The organism is Paenibacillus cellulosilyticus (genome assembly GCF_003182255.1).
In the GTDB taxonomy this organism is placed as follows: Bacteria; Bacillota; Bacilli; order Paenibacillales; family Paenibacillaceae; genus Paenibacillus_T; species Paenibacillus_T cellulosilyticus.
This window is the reverse complement of the sequence record NZ_QGTQ01000001.1, coordinates 103,658-124,872: the sequence shown is the minus strand read 5'-3', so window position 1 is coordinate 124,872 and position 21,215 is coordinate 103,658. Positions and strand designations below refer to the sequence as shown.

The window sequence follows — 21,215 nt, the reverse complement described above, 5'->3', positions numbered from 1 at the left end:
ACTTATTCTCATCATCCTCTTTACGCTTGAGTTAGTCTACTGTATAATGTTATAGTGGTCTAGCTTCTCTACCAGAATTTTCTTCAAACGTTTACAAGTTTCTGCGACATGTTTTTACATAGGGTTAACATGCTTGCAGACATTATTTATATCCAATTACTGCTCAACTCTGGAAAGGAGGTGAATCGCAAATGAGGGAAACGAGCAATTCACTATCCATTCAATACTCTCAACAACCGAAGCAATTTAGAGGAGGAGAAAAAAAGGTTATGAAAAAAAGTTTGTCTATGCTCGTAGCTTCATCCATGGTGCTTTCGATGTTCGCATCGGCAGCATACGCGGCTGAAACAACAGCTCCTACACAAGATGAGAAATTCGCAGCACTGAAAGAACTCGGTATTTTTGATGGTTTCCCAGATGGTACTGCAGGTCTTGACCAAAAAATGACTCGCGCGCAATTCGCTAAAGTTCTCACGGTTGGCACTGGCCTCGAAGAGAACGCAGCAGCATCCACGTACAGTGACGTATCCGCTACGCACTGGGCTAAAGGCTACATCGGTGCTGTAACTGAAGCTCAACTGATGGAAGGCGTTGGCAACAACAAATTCGATCCTAACGGCAACGTTACAATCCAAGAACTCGCTAAAACGCTCGTTCTGGCACTGGGCCTTGAGCCAGTTGAAGGTGCTACGGTTGAAGGCGCAAGCGCATGGGCAGTAGGTTATGTTCAAGCAGCTCTTGACGCTAAAATCATCCCTAGCTTCTCGAACTACAACGTAGCTGCAACACGCGGTCAACTCGTTGACGCTGTATACGCTGTTGTTGCTGACGAAGAAGAAACAGTAGCAGACCTGGCGGTATCCAAAGTATCGCAAACAGGTTCCACAGCAATCACGGTTCAATTCAACCGTGCTCTGACGGCTGACGAGCAAAGCAACCTGACGTTCGGTCTGAGCCAAGACGAAGTTTCGTACAGCGTAACGAAAGCAATTTCTGCTGACGCTACATCTGTAACGCTGACGGCTGACTACCTGGCAGCAGGTACGTACAGCGTAGCAATTTCCGGTCAAGATGCTCAATCGGTAACGATTGTAGAAGGTAAAGTTTCGAAGATCGCAATTGGCGCTACTTCGCTGATGGTTGGTTCGAGCCAAGACCTCGATGTTACAGCTTATGACCAATTTGGCGCAGTTGTTGAAAACGAGTCGTTCGACGTTCGTGCATACAATGGCACGACAGGTCAAAATCTTACAGTAACAGACGACACAGTTGATCTGAACAGCGACGAAGTTTCCAAAGGCGACATCATCGTTGTATCGGCAGTTCACTCGAGCACGGGTACGTCCGTATCGAAGACGTTCACAGCGACAGATGCAAGTGCGATCACTTCCCTGAAATTGGGTACGGTTGCTCCGCTTGAAGGCAATACACGTATTACGGCTGGCGACGAAGGTCTGGTTCTGCCATACACGTTCGTTGATGCAGACGGCAACAAATATGTTCTTCCTGAAGGAACTTATGAAGTTGCAGATGGCAGCACGAACAACTCGGTTACAATCGGCAGCATCACATTCATCGCAACGGGCTATAGCGCGTCGAACAGCCAAAAAGTGGTTGACGCTTCTACCTTTACGGTTGACAGCGACGGCGTTCTGACGTTCAATGCTGACAATGATGGTACGGTTGTTATTACGGCTCTGAACTCTTCGGCTGGTGCATCGGCTTCTACGACAGTAGTAGTTAGCGCTACGGCTGACGTTGCGAAGTTCCAAATGACGAAGCCAGGCGTTCTTGTTGCTAATGGTGACACTGTAACGATTCCTTACACAGCTACAGATAGCTATGGCACGAAAATCGCTGCAACAGAATTCGCTAAGAAAGACGTTAACAGCGACGTTACATTCATGGTTAATGGTCAAACAGTAACACCTACTTGGAATTCCAAAGGTGAACTGAAGCTTGACATTAACTTGGCTGATAACATTACTTCCGGTACAGCTACAGTTTATGCTGTTGTTAATGGCCTGGTATCCAGCTACTTCACGTTAGATGTTAAAGCAGCAGCTGTAGCGACGAAGGTTGCTTCGAACAATGGCTTCGCTACGTACTACAGCATTGGTGGTACTGACGATATCGACAACGATAGCGTTAATATCAAAGACCAATACGGTCGTGTTCTTGATAGCAACGATTATCTGCTCGTAACTAAGAAGACTTCTAACAATGTGGCTAACCTGTCTGGTACACGTGGCAGTGCGTTCACGGTAACAGGTGCTGCGACTGGTAAAGAAACGTTCACAGTAGGTCTGGACATCAATGGCGATGGTGCAATCGATTCCGGTACGTCGATCGATATCACGGTTAACGTGATTGCAGACGACAAAGTAACGGCGTTCACGATTGACGATCTCAACTCGGTCAACACGGTTTCTCCATTCCAAGATGAGTCGATCAGCCTCGTTGGTAAAACTTCTGACGGCAAAACAGTAGCGATCGATCAATCGCGCTTCCTGACGTCCGTAACGTCGAGCAACTTGGGTGCTGTAAAAGTTGCAGGTACTAACGTACTCAAGTATGTAGCTGACGGCGATGCTACGCTGACAGCTTGGAACGGCGCTACGAAACTGGCTGAAAAAGCTGTTAAAGCTGGTGACGATGCTCAACAAGCAGTAAGCGTAGAGTTCGACACGACTGAATGGACGCTTACAGCTGCTGATGTAAATACTGTTCTGGCTAACATCGTTAACCAACTCGAAGTTTATGACCAATACGGTATCAACATCGCAGCTTCTGGTGCGGTAGTAGGTACGTGGACATCTTCGGACAACGACATCCTCAAGCTGAATGCTGATGGTACGCTTAACACGCTCGACGTGGATGCAGACGGTAACGCAACTGGCGGTTCCGTAACGATCTCGTACGTTGCAAGCAACGGTGTAATCGGCTCGGTTAGCGTATACGTTAAGTAATTAGCAATATCCATTATTCAGCGGGACTTCGGTTCCGCTGAGTAATCAAGAAAAGCACTCCTTAGTCTGTATGACTTAGGGGTGTTTTTTTGTTTTTTTTTAACTATTATTTCCTTGTTCAAGAAGGGCCATACCTATCTGTTTTCGGTAGGATTCAGCAAAGTTAGCGTTTGTTCATATTCAGTTCATTAAGATCAATTACATTAGAGTAAGGTACAAGATGATATGGTGGATAAGGAATATACGGTATGAGATGAAACAAATGATACCGTTATCGCGTCTAAAGTAATAACCACTTTCCATAACATAAGGAGGAATATCAATTGCGGAAGATCGTCAAGCATAGCATTACGGCTGCAGCAGCCTTTGCATTATTGGCAAATCCGATTCAATCAATTTTGCCATGGAGTCAGTCAGCTGTAGCACAAGCAGCCACTACGTCAATATCGAGTAAAGCAGTGAAGTTGAATTCGAGTAGTACAATTGCTGTTCGAGATGTACAACTGCTTATGCAGGATCAAGGTCTAGTGTTAGCGTATACGGTGACAGTTACGAATGATGGCAATTCGAAGCTCGATTTGCAAGATTACTTCATGCGCTTGAAAGGCAAGTCAGGCAAAGTATTTAAAGCGAATACGAGTAGCTCCGATAAATCGATCACAGAAGTTGCTCCGAAATCTTCTGTTAATATTACATATTACGCTATCGTGGATCGGACAACGCAGATTTCGGATATTACATTCGACATAATTGCGTGGGATTTCAGTCAACCAAACTATCAGCGTAGTGTCGGAACGATTAAATTCCCAGCGGGACAAACGGAGAAGACAGCGGCCTACCAACCTAAGACGATTTTGTTTGGCTCTAACAGCAAAGTCAAAGGTGCCTTGAAGCAGTACTATGTAACACAGGATCAGAACGGTGGATACGTAACAATTAGCTTCCTTCTTGAGAATGTAGGTTCTAGCAGTGTCGATGCAAGCAAATTGAATTTTGCATTGCAAACGGCAAGCTACTCGGTATACGACGTAAGCGCTGATTTAAGTGGAGTTACACTCCAGCCAGGTCAACGTAAGATCGTGACGTTCACGTCGCAGGTTCCACTTGCAGTACTGGGCAAATCCGTAAACCTCATTTCGTATACGAAGGATGAAACGAATAATGTATCGCTCGCGAACGGTGCCTTCGTTATACCAGCACTCAAAGCATCTTCAGCGGTAGGTGTAGGCAGCACTCGTGCAGTGTTTATGGACGGCAGAAGTATTAGTACATCGGCCAGCACAGGCTTCTTAACGACAAGCGACGATACGACGGATATTACGATGGACTTCACACTGAAGAACATTGACGCTGCTGCAATAGCATTACCTGATTTGGAGTTTTTCATTCGGACGAAGAGTGGAGTAGAATATCCGCTGTCCTATACGAAGGCAGATGGCGATAAGCTGCTGCCTGGTATCGAGAAAGTTCTTAATCTGTCGGGAACGATCGAGGAATCCGTTGACCCGAATACTTCTAAGTTAATTGTACGGGTAGCTGATGGAGAGACGACGTCAGGCTATGTTATTGGAACTTATATGATTAACGGTGCTACTCAGCAAGGTGCTGTAGGTAGTGTCTATACGTATGACACTTCCTATCAAGTGAAGCTTAGTACGTTGGAAAGAGCGCCGCAAGCGGACAATGACCAGTTGATTGCACAGCTGGAGGTAACGAATATAAGCTCGACTTCCAAGGCTACACCTAACTTGAGCGGTTACTTCTTAGTGAACGGTGTCAAAGTAACGGCAGAAGCGAAGGCAGTCCCATTGGATGACACGATCAACATTGCTTCGAAAGGCAAATACCGTTTCGTTGTCTATTCGGAGATTCCTTATACGACGGCTTTGGATAACGTGACCTTCGTTCTGACCGCGCCGGTAGAAGGGAAGACAGCTAAGACGCTGTACACGTTCAATAGCTCGTCGATCTCGAGTATCCCGACTTATAATCAGAATCAGGAATACGTGATCGATAGAGTTGGCCACCAGACAAGTATTACGCTTCTGAAATCGAATATTTATAAGAGTTCGACAGCGAGCTACTTCTACAGCGAATTTGTAGCAGTCAACAACGAAGAACGCAATGCTTTGATCGGTAATATCGGTGCTTATATTAAGGATGATAAAGGTACGATTATTCCGATAGAGGTATCGCAAATGAAGGAAAAGGTACTTCCTGACGGTAAAGTTCTCATTTCTGCATGGGGTAAGCTTAACAAGACCTTCAATGTATCGAACTATCAACTGATCATTGGTCAGGCGATTACCGATTCGAGTACTTCGACAAGCGGAACAACGGCGACGGAGAGCACAATCGTCGTTAATCCAGTTGCATACAAGCTAAGCGGAACGCAAGCAAGCGCAACGTTGACTACGCTGAAGAACATTCCAATTGCGAACTATACGTTCTCGATGAGCAGCGTATACAACACGCTGTCTGTATCTGGCAGTGCGGTAAACGGTGTTAAACTGGACTTCGACTATGATCTGGTAGACTCTGATGAATATGATTCGGTAGCGGCTGAACACAATCTTATGTTTGAGTTTGTCGATCATGAGATGTCTAATGCAACGTATACAAAGACGTATACATTAGATAAAGAAGGCGATGGCACAACGCCTGGATTACCGAGCGGAACCGCTCTTCATGCGACGGTAACGTTCAGTGATAGTGAAATTCTGGAGAAGATTCAGCAATTCAATACGTACACGGTCAACATTTATGATGTGATCGATGATGCGAAGGTTCTTCTTGCTACGAAAGACTTCACTTGGTACGAGAAAGAATAATAGTTTCCGCGTAAAAGCTAGATCAAATCCTTCCAATCTAGTATTGTATAAGAGAGGTTGGAAGGAGGATTCGTTTGAAACGGAAATCAGCAATGAAGTTAATGGCCAGTGTAGCTGTTGTTGCAGTAGGCATTTATGTTGGCGCCTTTATGACAACAGAAGCAGAAGGCGACACGATTGTTCCAGGCTCAATTGACGACCCAGTCGTTACGAAGAGCTATGTCGATCAGAAGCTTGGCAGCCAGAGCGGCGGTATGACAGCAGAAGATGTACAGAAGCTGATTACGGAACAACTTAGCGCTAATAGTAGTGAGGTTGTCGTTGTTACAGTGCCGCTGGGCAAGACGTTAATTGCCAAGGATGGATCAGAATTCGTTGTTCGTGCTGGCAAAGCAGTCGCGTATAGCAGCGATGCGAACGGCATCTCCGATTTGACCGACGGTAAAGATATTACGAATGGCAAATCGGTGCCGAACAACCACCTCATACTATTCCCTCGTGGCGGACGCGGTGTTCAGCCGGATCCGGCTCAGAAGAACGGTCTCACGGTGCTTGTTCGTGGTCAATATCAACTGCAATAATTATCCCTACTGCTAATGATTCACCACATGAGACGGCCTCTTACGGGGCCGTCTTTTTTATGTGGAATTATTATCGCGGTAAGGGTCTAGAGTAAGTCGCCTCACATCGATTTAGAGAACTGTAAGAATACGCCACAGTAGGCTTGCCTCGAAGGGGCACGCGACTCCCCACACGCAAGTATGCGAGCGCGCCTCTATCGTTCCCACGTTCCCCATTCCGGGGTCGAAGGGGTGGAAATCTAGGTGGGAGAAAATCTTTAATTGGATAGATATTAACGGGGTCCAAGGGGCGAAACCCCTATCCTCATCCTGTTTCTTCCCTTCCTGACAAAAGGTTATACGCTTTAAGCGAGCCCGAACCGAGCACGATAATAGCACGATCTTAACTATCCACTATTCCTTCGGAGGTGCTCTAATTATGGCTCGTTCTAATCGTAAGGTTGTTCCGGAATGTCGTCAGGCTCTTGATCAAATGAAATATGAAATCGCCGCAGAGCTTGGTCTTGTTCAATCATCAGGGTTTACAGCAGAAGGCGATACAGAATTCGCTGGTGAATTCGGAACGATTGGCGCAGCGAGTGGCAGCATACCGTGGCGGCAGTTAGAAACCCGTCAAGCAGGCGCTGTAGGCGGTGCTATTACTCGCCGACTAGTCCAACAAGCAGAAGCTGTCCTTAATGGAAACGGATCGTTCCATTGACACACCATGGTGGATCAAGTATCATAATATGTTAGAAGTGTTGTGTGCAACCTTTTCCAGTCGGAAAAGGTTCATTTTTTACCACATAGGAAAGTTTAGTTTCACTAAGGCATGAATGTGAGGACAGACGTTCCTATTTGCGATAAAACCAACCTCTAAACGCGGTCGCTCATCTTCGAGAGACCTCGATAGAGGTTTTCTCATGTAGGCATATCGCAATTATTGTGCATAATAAAGTACAAGGTTTAGGAGGTTGTTGAGATGTCGTTGAAAGGCAGACATTTGTTCACTTCGGAATCCGTTACAGAAGGGCATCCAGATAAGATCTGCGATCAAATCTCAGATGCAGTACTAGACGCATTTCTTGAGGTGGATCCGAACGCACGCGTTGCGTGCGAAGTCTCGGTAGCTACGGGACTCGTACTTGTTATCGGCGAAATCAGCAGTAGTGCGGACTATGTGGATATCCCTGCAATCGTTCGCCGCACGATTAAGGAAATCGGCTACACACGTGCCAAATACGGTTTTGACTCCAGCACTTGCGCCGTCTTAACGTCGCTTAATGAGCAGTCAGCAGATATCGCACAAGGCGTTAACGCTGCTCTTGAATCGCGTGAAGGCAAGGACGTACAGCAAGAGAATGAAGATATCGGAGCAGGCGACCAAGGGCTTATGTTCGGCTTCGCGACGAACGAAACGCCAGAGTTGATGCCGCTTCCTATCGCATTGTCGCATCGTATCGCACGTCGACTGGCTGAAGTCCGTAAGAATGGTCAACTGGACTACCTACGCCCTGATGGCAAAACGCAGGTGACGATCGAGTATGTCGATGGAAAACCAGTTCGTGTCGATACGATTGTCGTTTCGACGCAGCATGCTGAAGAAGTTGCACTGGAACAAATCCAAGCAGACATTCGTGAACATGTTATTGCACCAGTCGTTCCTACAGAATGGCTCGATGAGCAAACGAAATATTTCATCAACCCTACGGGCCGTTTCGTAATCGGCGGACCTCAAGGTGACGCAGGTCTTACGGGTCGTAAAATCATCGTTGATACGTACGGCGGTTATGCACGTCATGGCGGCGGCGCATTCTCCGGTAAAGACCCAACGAAGGTTGACCGTTCGGCAGCATACGCAGCACGGTATGTAGCGAAGAACATCGTAGCTGCAGGCCTCGCGGACAAATGCGAAATCCAGCTTGCTTACGCAATCGGCGTAGCGCAGCCGGTATCGATCAACGTTGATACGTACGGTACGGGTAAAGTTAGCGAAGAGAAGCTTGTTGAGGTGATCAAAGCAAACTTCGACCTTCGTCCAGCTGGCATCATTAAGATGCTCGATCTTCGCCGTCCGATCTATGGCAAAACAGCAGCATATGGCCACTTCGGCCGCACAGATATCGATTTGCCATGGGAACGCGTTGATAAAGCGGATCTACTTAAAGCAGGTGCACTGAGCTAATTGCTTGACAGCTTGATATACAAAATGAAACCGAATCGCAATTTGCGATTCGGTTTTTTCGAGTTAACCTAAACTTTCCTTTCCTGTATACCGACAAAATAGGTACGACTGTCTTACTGGGAGTGGATGAGTTTTGAAACATTATCGGAAAAGCATAAGCCTTATTATTGTCATTGTATTTATGCTGCAACTAGGAATACCTGCATGGACAAGCTGGTCCGAGCAAGTAGAAGCTGCAACATCAGCACCAGTAATCGCAAGTACGTATCCAGCCAATGGAGCGACTGCCGTCCCTAGCAACGTTAATTTGAAGATTACGTTCGACGAGGCTGTCGTGAAAGGCTCGTCAGCAGCTTATATCCATGTGAGGAGAGTGGATACGAACGAGGAAATCAATACGATTTCTGCTACTTCGTCCAATGTCTCACTCAGTTCATCAGGATATGTAGCAACGATCACCATGCCAACAACGCTCACTGCTGGAGTATCGTATTATGTGCGCATTGACCAAGGGGCTTTCGTCAATGTGTCTAATGGTGCGAACTTCGATGGATTGAATGATGCAACGGTTTGGCGATTCACAGTAAGCGCTGCCGATGTCACAGTACCTGTGGCGTCCACTTTTACGCCAGCTAACAATGCGACAGGTGTCTCGCTCACAACAGCGCTCACCATTACATTTAGCGAACCGGTTTATGCTGCAAGTGGCAATATTACGATCACTCGTTCGAGTGGAGATACACAAAGTATTGATGTTGGCTCGTCTTCGGTAAGCGGGAGCGGAACCAGCACGATTACGATTGTGCCTAACACCCAGCTGCAAGCTTCCAGCACTTACACGGTGAGTATCCCTTCTGGGGCATTTAAAGATAGTGCAGGCAATTCCTATTCCGGCACTTCAACCTGGAAGTTCACCACAGCCCAGCCCCCAATGACGGTGAGCTATACGCCAGCTAACAATGCTACTGGTGTAAGCAGCACAGACGAGCTAGTCTTGACTGTAACGAATGTATCCTCTTTAACCAAAGGCACGGGTAACATTACGATCAAGCGCATTGGCGATAATTCGCAATTTCAACAGATCGCGGTTACTTCATCGGCAGTAACAATCAGTCAGAATGTAATCACGATTCGACACACTTCTTTTGAAGCAAGTAAAAGCTATTATGTGCTCATTGATGCAGGTGCATTCGTATCCGGTAGTATTGTCTACCAAGGAATCAGCAATGCGTCGGATTGGACGTTCTCGACGAACGCTGGCGCCGATGTAACGGCGCCTAAAGTAACCACTCTAGCGCCTGCAACCAGTTCGGTTACGGCCTCAACGACAGACAGTCTGACGATTACGTTCGATGAGCCGGTTTATCAGAGCAGTGGCAGCATTGTCATTAAGAATAGCAGTACGAATGCGACTTTCCAGACGATTTCTATTACTGCCTCGAACGTTAAAGGCGGGGGTACAAATACGATTACGATCGATCACAATGCGTTCGTAACGAATACCTCGTATTATGTCCAAATTAGCTCACAAGCGTTCCGTGACTTGGCAGGCAATTATTATGCGGGCATATCGACAACGACAGGGTGGAGCTTCCGCGTAACGGCGGATACGACTGCTCCTATTATCTCGACATTGTCTCCGGTGAATGGAGCGAACAATGTCGCGATCAATTCCAAGCTGATCATTACTTTCAATGAGCCAATTCAGCTGCTTCAAAGCACTGATAGTGCGATTATTCATCGTGCTAGTACAACATCAGGCGCGGTTAAAGCGACTTTATCGCTGGATCCGGATGAACCACGAAATCTCATTTTGACACCGGATTCGAATTTGACTGCTTCGGTCAGTTATTATGTAGAACTGGATGAGGATGCAGTGGCCGATCTAGCTGGCAACAAATTCGCAGGGATTCAGAACACGGTGCAATGGGCATTCGGCACGGTCGGAAGCGATCGTACAGCGCCAACGCTGAGCAGTGCCGTCATGTCAGGCTCTTCTGCCATTCTACTGACATACAATGAGGAGTTAGATTCAACATCGGTTCCGTCGACAGGCAACTATTATGTAACGGTCAACGATGAGTCGCGTGCGGTTACGCTCGTTCAGGTGTCTGGCAAGACCGTTACGTTGACGCTGGCAAGCGGCGCGATATACGGTCAAGTAGTTAAGGTTACCTATTCCAAAGGGACTCGTCCGCTGCAGGATCTATCAGGGAATGCTGCGGCGAACCTATCAGGAACGACGGTGACGAATACGTTAAGTACGACACTTCCTAAACCGGTTAGCGGTGTACTCAGTGGTAAAACCATTACGCTTACGTTTAATACGCAATTGGCTACGCCAAGCACCTATGCCTATAGTCAAATCAAAGTAAAGGTCAAAGGTTCATCTGTTTCGATTTCAAGCGTTACTGTATCGGGAACGATCATGTATATTACATTGAACGCTTCAGTCTCATCGAGTTCAGCGGTATCGGTAAGCTATACGCCAGGTTCATATCCGTATTATGATGTCAACGGCAATGCGGTGCAGGCATTTACCGATTTTTATATTAGCAACGTGCTCGATACGACCGCTCCAGTACTTCAGTCCATTACGGTGAGTGGATCGAACGTTACTCTTACGTATAATGAAGGGCTGAGTGACTCGTACGTTCCCGGGAAATCCTCTTATTCTGTTATTGGGAACGGTGTCGCGAAGACGATCAGTACGGTTACGGTTTCGAATAATGAAGTGACGCTAGCGATGTCGAGCTCTTTGGCGAGTATGTCGACGGTTCTTGTCACGTATGTTCCAGGCTCAGTGGCACTGCGGGATTTGAACGGTAACTTAGCAAGCAGCTTCAGCAGCGTACAGGCGACTAACACAGGCAGCACATCAACAATAGCATCAGCGTTTGTCATTAACACGACGTTGACACTTTATTTCACCGAAACGCTGCACACGTCTTATGTTCCGAAGACCAGCCAGTTCACGGTCAAAGTTGCAGGCGTTGTAAGTCCAGTTGCTAACGTGCAGGTAAGCAGTTATGCCGTAACGTTGACGTTATATACGTCAGTTCCTGCGAATGCGACGGTAACCGTAAGCTATGCGTCTGACTCCAGTGGTTTACGCAACACATCCAGTGTGTTGGTTAGTTCGTTCAGCGATCTCGTTGTGTCGAACCAGACGACATCGGACACTGTAAGCGGAGCATTCGATGCGACACCAGAAGGGGCAATTCTTCTTCAAAGCGACCATTATACGACCAGCTCCGTTATGTCTCCGGGCGGCCTGTATGCTACTCAATACACAGTGCTTGAAGAAAGCCTGAACAATGCGTATACAGCAGCTCGCTCAATCAACTCGACTGCGCCGAAGGTACAGTTGAACATCAGTGATACAGAAAAGGCAGGTCTAGCTGCTATACCGCTGCAGGCGCTGGAAAATGCGAAAAACGTTGGCGGTACACCAACGTTCACCGTGAAGTATGGGGATATCACGTACGAAATCCCTTGCGCTGCATTGGATTACACGCAAATCGTTAAGGCTCTAGGCGTCGGCGGCACAACCGGTTATCTGTTGATTAAGATCGACAAGACCGCAAGCTTATCATACAGCCTGACAAGTGCGATTAACCGTACAGGTGCGGTCACTTATGTGAACCCGGTTTATTTCGAGCTTGATGTAACAGCCGGTGGCACAACGAAGGAATGGACGGATCTCACGAAGTACGTAACACGCAGCGTCACGACGACAACATCACTGAATGGCCGTCAGACGGCTGTCGTATGGGTAGATCCGGCAACAGGTGTTCTCTCCTACGTGCCAACGCAGGTAGCAGCAGAGGGCAGTGGCTCGAAAGTAACCTTTATGAACAAAGTGAACGGCAGCTTCGCCGTTATTAAAGGTAATGTGACGTTCAGTGATACAGGAACGCACTGGGCAAACACGAGCATTCTGCTCATGGCGAACAAATATATTGTAGAGGGCCGCAGCACGTCGAAGTTTGAGCCAAGCAAGCCAATTACACGTGGTGAGTTTGCAATGTTTATCGCTCGTGGTCTTGGATTGGCCGGCGACAAAGCCGCTGCAGCCGCATTCTCTGATGTGAATACTAGCACGGCTCTCGCCGCATATATCGGTGCAGCATCCAAGGCTGGTATCGTACTGGGCAATTCGGATGGCACATTCAAGCCCAACGACTACATTACGAGACAGGAAGCAGCAGCAATGCTCAATCGTGCGGTGTCATATGTAGGCAGCGCTGTTACGCTGCCGCAGACGACATCTACTTATCTGGAGCGTTTCAAAGATAAGAAGTCAATTAGCCAATGGGCACAGCAGGACGTAGCGAAATCCGTCTACACAGGTTTGATTACAGGTACAACGTCGACGACGTTTGCACCACTGTCGAATACGACGCGTGCAGAAGCGACGATTATGATCCAACGGATGCTGACTTACGTTGGATTCCTCCAGACATAGGTACAGCTTGTACGGTGATCTCCTTCGGATCGGTAGACGATCTGGAGGAGATCTTTTTTATTTGTGAAAAATCAACTGCCAAGCGCGTTGATAGACGATTTTTCGTAAGAGGAATCGGTTAATAGAGTTATTCTATCGCCTGTAACTTTTCGCCCGTTTCATAGTCTATAATTAATAGACTTTACGGATGGGAGAGTTGTGTAAAAAAATGGTCATGAACAACAAGACCCTTCAGACGACAACAACACGTGGCGTATCGAAACTTGTCATTCTAGCATTAGGGGGCGTACTGCTGCTTCAGCCGCTTCAATCAGGAGCTGTCATCTACGCGGCAGATACCACGCAATCGCAGACACAAACGACGCAGGCAGCTGTTGAGATAAAGACCGCCAATGCCAAGCTGACGCAGCAGAAGCAGGAGATGATCGCTTCTGGCGTGAAGCGGGTCGATTATGTATGGTCGCCGACTAAGGGCAGCGGAACGGTTAACATTCATGTGATCGAGATCGATCTGACGAATCCTTATGTACAATTGAACGCAATAAGCGGGAAGAACAACACGGTCGCTAGCTTGAATAACGTACTGAATATGGCGAAGGAAAGCGGCGCCATCGCAGCAATCAACGCTGACGTATTCCAGACGGGCAGTTCTTCGGAGGGCTCGCCGATGGGACCGCAAATTACGAGCGGAACGCTCATGTCAGGACCAATGGCGCTGCAGGGCATGTATGCCTTCAGCGTTTCCAAAGATAAAGTACCTTCTATCGATTTGTATGGCTTCGATGGCAAAGTAACGGCTGCAGACGGAACGACCTTTCCGATTGCAGGAATGAACGAATCGGCGTACACAACAGAGCCGGACAAGCAGCCAAGCCACAAGAACGCAATCTACTTGTACACGAATTCCTGGGCAGCAGACACTCATCCGAAGGACAGCAGCACAACGCCAACTGAGGTGCTTGTGTCAGGTGGCATCGTGCAGCAAATTTCGGATGGTACGTCGCTGACCGTCCAGCCGCCGGCAGACGGCTATATTTTGCGTGCGCATGGTACGGCTGCGCAGTTTGTTCGTGAGCATCTGACAGTCGGCTCCGCTGTAACGTCGGACTATAATCTCGTCTCGAAGACGACAGGTGCGAAGATCGACGCTTCCTCCATGCAGATGATGGTTGGCGGGCATACGATTCTTGTAGACCAGGGCAAAGCCGCGACGTTCTCGCGCGATATTACAGGCGTGAGCGGCGGCAGCAATGTGTATCGTTCGGCTGTTGGCTATACGAAGGATGCGAAGAAAGTACTGCTCTTCACAGCGGAAGGAACGTCGACCCGCAACGGCATGTCGCTGAAGGAGCTGCAGGAAGCAATGGTTGGGCTTGGCGTATGGAAAGGCGTCAACCTCGATGGCGGCGGTTCCACTACGATGGTAGAACGACCGCTTGGTGAGTTTGCACTGAAGGTGACACATCCAACGACGGGCGGTACATACCTGCGTCCGGTAGCCAATGGTATCGGTGTGTTCAGCACGGCGCCGCAAGGTACGCTGAAAGGGCTAGTGCCAAGCGGCTCAAGCACGTTGTTTATCGGTCAGACAACAACCTTTAGCCTGAAGGCTTATGACAATTACTACAACCCGGTTGATGCAAGCGCGCTGCAGCAGACATGGAAGTCTGCTGGGTCGATCGGCATGTTCGCAGGCAATACGTTCACTGCGCTAAAGAGCGGTAAGGGTACAGTGACCGTTACATCGTCGGGTATTACGGGCGAATCGGCCGTGTCGGTCATCGGAGCGGATCAGATTGCATCTATGTCTATTGACGCATCAGCAGCTGGTCTGGCAGCTGGGACGAATATAACGGCAAATGTCAAAATTACGACGAAAGACGGACTAAATTTGACAGTTCCTCCCGAATCGATTAAGTGGGAGTTCAAAGGGTTTAAAGCAACGACAAGCAGCAACGTCATTTCGATTACAAGTGTGAACGACGGCGCAGCGGCAGGCTATGCGATCGCACGCTATGACGGTTATCCGGTTATGTTGACGCTGACGAAGGGCTCTGCTCCTACAATGTGGGAGTCGTTCGAGAATGTTGGATATGGCATTACGTTCCAAGGAACAGATGGCGCAGCGGGCAAAGTTGCCATCGTAAGTGGTCTCCAAGGCAAAGAAACATCGAAGGCGCTGCAGCTATCCTATGACTTCACAAGCGGCATTGGCAATGGCAAGACGCTTGCAGCATATGCCGTTCTGAATGGTACAGGTAAGTCAGTTAGCGGCTCCCCTACTGGTATGCAGCTTGATGTGTACGGCGATCAAAGCTTCAACTGGCTGCGGATGGAAGTGAAGGATGGAGCGGGTAAGCTGCAGTATGTGGATTTGGCGAAGTCCATTAACTGGTCTGGCTGGAAGACGCTGACGATCGATCTATCGTCCTACGGTTTGACGGCACCGCTGACAATCAAGCGGATCTACGTTGCGAATATTGCACAGGATCAGGATGAGCGCGCTGCAACGGGGGCAATCGCCTTCGACGATATTCAGATGCTTTATCCGCCAGTTGTACCAGAGCTTACGAGTCCTGCCATTAAGCTGACCATTGATAAGAAATCAGCAACGGTTAATGGAGCGGCGGTTAAGCTGGATACAGCGCCAATTGTACTAAGCGGTGTTACGTATCTTCCGCTTCGTTTCATTGCAGATTCCATGGGGGCAGAGGTAGCCTGGGATCAGACGAGTAAGAAAGTAACGGTGCTTCGTGGCGACAAGCTGCTCGAGCTTCAGATCGGCAGCGCCGAGATGATTGCAAACGGCAGCCGGCAACCAGCGCCAGCGGCTCCACTTATTCGCGATGGTCGCACATTGGTACCGTTGCGGCTGATCTCCGAGCAATTGGGACTTTCGGTCAATTGGGATGGTGCAACGAAATCCGTCACGGTACAATAGGCGATAGCTAAAGGAAGATTGCCACTTACGCGCATGAAAATGGTTTCCTTGGAAAGAAGCAAATTTGCTATAATAGTAGCAGTTACCACAATTGAAGCAGCTTTCGTCGTAGAAAGGAAACCGATGCACATATGGACAATCGGATTAATGATATTAATCAGATTATTAGTAATGCGATTAATGTCATGGAAGACAGCAAAGTACAAATATTCGAAATTTGCGAATCAGCGCGCCATGAGCTGCAGATGCTGGAGCTTGAGCTGAATACGGTTATTAAAGAAGCGTCCGATATTATTGATAAGGCGGACGAGCTGGAACGACAGTATCGGTTGGCGCGCATTCGCTTGACCGAAGTGAGCCGCGATTTCGTCAAATATAATGAGCAAGACATTAAGGCTGCCTACGAGAAGGCAACGCAGATTCAAATTGAAAAAATTGTAGTCGCCGAGAAGGAGCAGCAGTTGAAGGCGCGCCGCGACGAGCTTCAGAAGCGAGTGAAGAACGTTGATCTGTCGATTGAACGGGCACAGACGATTCATTCGCAGATTAACGTCGTACTCGAATACTTGTCGGGTGACCTCAATCATGTGACGCGAATTCTTGAATCGGCTAAGAACCGCCAGTTGATCGGACTCAAAATCATTCTTGCGCAGGAAGAGGAACGGAAGCGGATGGCACGCGACATTCATGATGGCCCAGCCCAGTCGCTTGCGAACCTAGTTCTAAGGATGGAAATTGCAGAAAGAATGATTGTAAAGCAGGAATTTCAAATGGTGCAACACGAATTAATAGACTTGAAGGCACAGGTGCGCAGCGGCTTAGAAGAGATTCGAAAAATCATTTTCAATCTGAGACCTATGGCATTGGACGATCTAGGATTAGTCCCAACGTTGCGTAAGTATGTGCAGGACTTTGAGGAAAAAGCGAGGATTCGAACCACTTTCGAGACCGTCGGCCGAGAAATGCGATTGCCTTCGGCAATGGAGGCTGGCATCTATCGACTCGTCCAGGAAGCTTTCACGAATGTCATGAAGCATGCTAATGCGACGTATGTGTCCCTCGAGATGACGTATCAGGCTCAATTGGTGAAATTTGTTGTATCGGATAACGGGGTTGGCTTTCAAGTTGACCAGCAGGAGCCGATAACTACCAATGGAGCACATTTCGGCTTAATCGGAATGAGAGAACGCGTCGAGCTGCTGGAGGGGAGGATGGAGATCGAATCAAATAAAAATCAGGGAACGAAGATCACGATCTTAATTCCCATTAATGTACAGGATAGAAAGGAGTAACATGACGATGGAACAGAAAGCCCCAGGCGAGAAGAAAAGAATCAAGCTGCTTATCGCAGATGACCACCAGCTGTTTCGCGAAGGTCTGAAGCGCATATTGAATATGGAAGACGACATCGAAGTTATCGGAGAGTGCCATAACGGCATTCAAGTGCTTGAATTTTGCAATCACACGCTGCCTGAAATCGTACTCATGGATATCAATATGCCGATTGAGAACGGTGTCATCGCGACCGAGCGGCTGCGTGATATGTTCCCTGAGATTAAAGTCATTATCCTATCGATTCATGACGACGAAAGCTACGTATTCGAGACGCTTCGTAAAGGAGCGACTGGCTACCTGCTGAAGGATATGGAGGCCGAAGCGCTCATTAATGCAATTCGTTCTGTCATGAATGGTTACTCGTATATCCATCCGAAGGTGACGGGCAAGCTGATCAACCAACTGCGCCGTATGACCTATCTCGATGAGATGGGTGCGGTGTCGGCTGCTGCAGCAAGCAAGGAGCCTGGCGTGAAATTCATCGCAAGCGAAGATAACCCGCTGACGCGTCGTGAAGCGGAAGTGCTTCGTCTGATGGCCGAAGGCAAGAGCAACAAGACGATTGGTGAGTTTCTGTTCATTAGCGAGAAGACAGTTAAGAACCATGTCAGCAGCATTTTGCAAAAGATGGAAGTTGACGATCGTACGCAAGCTGTTATCCACTCGATTAAATTCGGTTGGGTTACTCTCTAATTGAAATTATAAATGAAGTAAATGAAGATATGATGAAAAACCGTTCTCGGCTTTGTCCGGGAACGGTTTTTGTTGTTTGTGATAGGTGAAGAAGTCAGGAGGGGGAGTTAAATGATGCGAGCGTAAGTGCGAACCTGCACGACCATCACTGCATATAGAGGAACGCTCAAACGAACGGAATAAGCCGAAAATGGTCATTCTCGCCGATTGTTGTCCTGTTCGCCCGTAACCGATGGGCGGTGCGGCGCATATATTGTCGTCATAAAGTGTGTGTTCAAAAAGGTCGGTTTTCAGCACCTGATGCCGAATAGACCTTGTGATGCTTCGTGATCAAAAGGGCACTTTTTGAACGACCTCATAAAGGAGGTGGCCGAGATGATATCATTAATTGCGCTTGTACTCGGCAGCTACGTGCTTGCGGCGTTGTCGGTGCACCTAATCCGTTATTATGGCAGAAGCAATCATGCGAGCCGAAGCCGGCATTATGTATTGTATGCACGTAACGAGGCGACGCGTATGGAGTGGTTTCTCCGCTCCATCAACTGGTTTGCTCATCGCTCGGGTACAGATGTCCGAGTTACCGTTGTAGATTGTGGCTCATCGGATGAAACGTTTGCGATTGTTGGACATTTTGCCGCCAAGGACGGATGTACAGTTGAGTCCGTAACGCCGGAGAAGCATCGGGTGCTGCGCTCCAGCGGACTGGACCGTGGAACGCATTTCGCCAGTGCGGGAGAGCCGACGGCGAGGGCGAACCATGCGGTGTTTGTAGATCTCAATCGTCCAGAGGATCTGGCGAAACTGCCCTTGTTCTGATGGTAAGATAAGCCGAAGTGGTGCCGTCCTTGTATACGCTTGCGTGTTTAGGTGGAATTGCTTTACAATGTCACTATAAAGTTGATGGATGAACAACATAGCGTTGTGAGGATGTGAAGCACACTCCTTTCGCCGAATCGGGCGGGGGAGGGTGCTTTTTTTGCGTTTCGAGGAGATTGAGGGGATCGATCGAAGGGGGAGCAGAGGTGAGGGTACAGCTTTATTTGATTGGTGTAGACGGATGCTGGTCGGCGAGATGGTCGATCGCTTTAGAGGCGGATAAGGTATATTGGGGAAGGAAAGCAGAGGAGCGAAGAAAGGTTCAAGGGGGAAGAAAGTTCGGTGGAAGGGAACGAGAAGAGAGCATCGTCATGCATGTATGGCGCACACCGCTGCCATTGAGCGCTGCTGAGGAGGCGGCTGTTCGTTGGTCAGAGGAGAATGGAGGGCGAGAGCTGGAGGAACGTGCGGCGCTGCGGGAGTTTGTGAAGGCAGCTCAAGTTGCGGGAGGCATTGAGGCTGGCGGGGAGATGAATGTCGACAAGGGGAACGGCCGGACAGAGAGGGTTGTATTCGGAGAGCGCGGTGCGGGGCAAAATGGGAAAAATATAGGGTTTGTCGAGGAGGAGTGTGTGCGGGCGGTAGCAGCACGGCTGTATGGACGTGCCGCGCTGCTTAGCGAAGCGCAAGAGCTGCTCGCCGCTGGACCGCCAGCATGCCAGGCGGTCGCCGCCGGCGGCTGGAGCGCGCTGGCACCCGCGCTCCAATGGGCCGCGCTTCGCGGCCTCGTGCGACTGCGATGCGCCGTCGCACCGCAGCAGCCGACGGCTTCGCCGCTTGGCCGGCTGCTGCTTCCCGCGCCGATGCGGCGCGGGCGCCCTTGGCGCCGTCGCTGCCTGCGCTGCGGCAGCGGCGAAGCGCGGATGAACCGCACGGCATGCGCAGCGTGCGGTTCATCCGCTTGCGCGTACTGCGAGGCCTGCCTCACCATGGGGCGCAGCCGCGAATGCGGGCTGCTCATCCATGGTGGAGGCGAGGCAGGCCTCGCAGACGCGCAAGGCGCCGCCATGTCTGGGGCGGCGCCGGGTTTGGCCGCGTCGCGTGCGCATCGCATGCACGCGCCGGCGGCGTTCGCTGCGCGGTGGGGGCTCAGTCCCGCGCAGCAGGCCGCAGCCGAGGCGGCGCTGAGCTACGTGCTGCCTCGGCTGGGTGGGGTACGACATTCTTCCTCAACGAATCAGAATGCGCCATCACGATGGGCACCTGCACGGTCTATTACGCATCATTCTGCTTCTCAGCCAACTATCTGTGCATCATTAAACCAACAGGCAGCTCTTTCAACAGCTGATATTCCCGACACTCAACCCATCACGTCATCACATACACGAGATACCGAGTCAAGCCGGCCTTCCAGCGCGCCCTCGGTCTCTCAATTTCTCATCTGGGCTGTGACTGGCGCAGGCAAGACCGAGATGGTATTCCCGCTTATAGAAGCGGCACTCTCATTTGGAGGTCGTGCTCTCATCGCCACGCCGCGCCGAGATGTCGTGCTTGAGCTGGACCCACGACTTCGTCGTGCATTCCCTGGTGCAGCCGTCGTCACCCTATACGGAGGCAGTGAGCAGCGATGGGAGGATGGCGATATTACGATTGCTACGACGCATCAGCTGTTTCGTTTTCATGAGCGCTTCGATCTCGTCATTATCGACGAGCTGGATGCATTTCCTTACCATGGTGATCCCCAGCTGCATTACGCCGCGGCCAAGGCGGGTGTTCCAGGTGGAGCCGTGATTCTCTTGTCGGCGACACCGCCTCGCGCGATGCAGAAGTCTGTACGAAAGGGGCAGATTGGTTGTGCCCGCGTGCCAGTACGGTTTCACCGACATCCACTGCCTGTGCCGCAACAAATTCGGATGCCGCGTGTTGCTGAGCTATTGGCCAAGCACAAGCTTCCGCGATTATTGCTCGCTCGTCTCACCTCATCCTTAGCCCGAGGGGCGCAATGCTTCGTCTTCGTCCAGCAGATCCGTCATACCGAGCCGCTTGCTCAACTGCTGCGTACCGCTCTCCCTGGTATTCCAATCGGGGCGACGTCCTCGAAGGACGCTGAGCGTCCGCAGCATGTACTAGCTTTTCGCAACCGCGAGTTCCGAGTGCTTGTCACAACGACAATTCTGGAGCGGGGAGTAACCGTGCCGTTCAGCGACGTTTTTATCCTCGATGCGGACGGCAAGCTGTTCGATGAAGCATCACTCGTCCAGATGGCCGGGCGCGCGGGCCGTTCCAAGGATGATCCGAATGGCCGGGTCTACTTCTTCGCTTCGACGAGCAATCAATCACAACGCCGTGCGATAGCCCAGATTAAAAGCATGAACCGGGAAGCCAAGAAAAATGGCTATCTGCTCCCGCAATAAGAG

General features: G+C 49.5%; 11 protein-coding genes. All 11 read left to right on the top strand.

The window, feature by feature from the left end; all coding sequences use genetic code 11:
- Nucleotides 1–269: 269 nt before the first annotated feature.
- The 11 genes from DFQ01_RS00475 to DFQ01_RS00425 all read left to right on the top strand — a co-directional run bounded on the left by DFQ01_RS00475 (nt 270) and on the right by DFQ01_RS00425 (nt 21,212).
- Entirely contained in the window at nt 270–2,969 is a 2,700-nt protein-coding gene (locus DFQ01_RS00475) for an S-layer homology domain-containing protein (protein WP_174812873.1), read from the top strand.
- Between the two features lie 323 nt (nt 2,970–3,292).
- On the top strand, nt 3,293–5,800 hold the full coding sequence (locus DFQ01_RS00470; RefSeq protein WP_110041915.1) for a hypothetical protein: 2,508 nt from the start codon (nt 3,293–3,295) through the stop codon (nt 5,798–5,800).
- 74 nt (nt 5,801–5,874) lie between these two features.
- Nucleotides 5,875–6,381 (top strand): hypothetical protein, encoded by a 507-nt coding sequence (locus DFQ01_RS00465; RefSeq protein WP_245946464.1) that lies wholly within the window; start codon nt 5,875–5,877, stop codon nt 6,379–6,381.
- Nucleotides 6,382–6,799: 418 nt separating this feature from the next.
- Nucleotides 6,800–7,081, top strand: a complete 282-nt coding sequence (locus DFQ01_RS00460) for an alpha/beta-type small acid-soluble spore protein (protein WP_110041914.1) — start codon at nt 6,800–6,802, stop codon at nt 7,079–7,081.
- A 261-nt stretch (nt 7,082–7,342) separates the two neighbouring features.
- Complete coding sequence (gene metK, locus DFQ01_RS00455) at nt 7,343–8,545, top strand: methionine adenosyltransferase (RefSeq protein ID WP_110041913.1); 1,203 nt, start codon at nt 7,343–7,345, stop codon at nt 8,543–8,545.
- Nucleotides 8,546–8,678: 133 nt separating this feature from the next.
- A complete protein-coding gene (locus DFQ01_RS00450) occupies nt 8,679–13,013 on the top strand; it encodes an Ig-like domain-containing protein (RefSeq protein ID WP_110041912.1) in 4,335 nt (1,444 codons plus the stop codon).
- Nucleotides 13,014–13,221: 208 nt separating this feature from the next.
- A complete protein-coding gene (locus DFQ01_RS00445; protein ID WP_110041911.1) occupies nt 13,222–15,954 on the top strand; it encodes a stalk domain-containing protein in 2,733 nt (910 codons plus the stop codon).
- 131 nt (nt 15,955–16,085) lie between these two features.
- Nucleotides 16,086–17,246: a sensor histidine kinase gene (locus DFQ01_RS00440; protein ID WP_110041910.1), complete on the top strand. Its 1,161-nt coding sequence runs from the start codon at nt 16,086–16,088 to the stop codon at nt 17,244–17,246.
- Nucleotides 17,247–17,253: 7 nt separating this feature from the next.
- The gene (locus DFQ01_RS00435) at nt 17,254–17,982 is read left to right on the top strand and encodes a response regulator (protein ID WP_110041909.1); all 729 of its coding nucleotides are present in this window, start codon (nt 17,254–17,256) and stop codon (nt 17,980–17,982) included.
- A gap of 375 nt (nt 17,983–18,357) precedes the next feature.
- Nucleotides 18,358–18,798, top strand: coding sequence for a glycosyltransferase family protein (locus tag DFQ01_RS00430; RefSeq protein WP_110041908.1), 441 nt, complete (start codon nt 18,358–18,360; stop codon nt 18,796–18,798).
- Nucleotides 18,799–19,004: 206 nt separating this feature from the next.
- Complete coding sequence (locus DFQ01_RS00425) at nt 19,005–21,212, top strand: helicase-related protein (protein ID WP_245946463.1); 2,208 nt, start codon at nt 19,005–19,007, stop codon at nt 21,210–21,212.
- The last annotated feature ends 3 nt before the right edge of the window (nt 21,213–21,215 follow it).